General features: G+C 59.1%; 1 protein-coding gene. It reads left to right on the forward strand.

The annotated features are described in order from the left end of the window. On the forward strand, nucleotides 1-692 hold a 692-nt coding region (locus CSR02_RS08415), incomplete at both ends, for an IS1380 family transposase (RefSeq protein WP_143225568.1).

A 692-nucleotide genomic window follows, 5' to 3' on the forward strand; every position in this document is an offset into this window, starting at 1 on the left:
GGCTTTGTGGAATACCGGGTTGAAGACCTTGTCCGTCAGCGGATCATGGGCCTGGCACTGGGCTATGAAGATCTCAATGATCACGATGCCCTGCGGCATGACCTGATCTTTGGTCTGGCCTCGGGCCGTCTGTCAGGAGGCCGGGCAAACTGCGCAGCATTGGCCGGCAAATCCACCCTGAACCGGCTGGAGCGCAGTGGCCACAAGGCAGACCGTTACTGTCGCATCATTGCTGATCATGAAGCCCTGGCCGCGCTGTTCGTCACGCTCTTCATGGACCAGCATGACCGCGCGCCTGCCCGGATCATTCTGGATGTGGATGCGACCGATGATCGTATCCATGGTCATCAGGAAGGCCGGGCCTTTCATGGGTATTACGGCCATAACTGCTATCTGCCCCTGTATGTCTTTTGTGGTGATCATCTCCTCAGCGCCAGCCTGCGCACGGCAGACAGGGACCCAGGGAAGGAAGCACTGGCTGACATCAGCCGGATCGTGAAACAGATTAGGAACCGCTGGCCCAGGGTGCGCATCCTCATCCGCGGGGACAGCGGCTTCGCCCGGGACACTCTGATGACATGGTGCGAAGACAACCATGTTGACTTCCTGTTCGGCCTTGCAGGCAACACCCGCCTGTATGACCGGATTGATACACTGTCCACCATGGTCCGTGAGGAAGCCACCAGCACAGG

The sequence above is a fragment of the Acetobacter pomorum genome (assembly GCF_002738225.1).
GTDB lineage: Bacteria > Pseudomonadota > Alphaproteobacteria > Acetobacterales > Acetobacteraceae > Acetobacter > Acetobacter pomorum.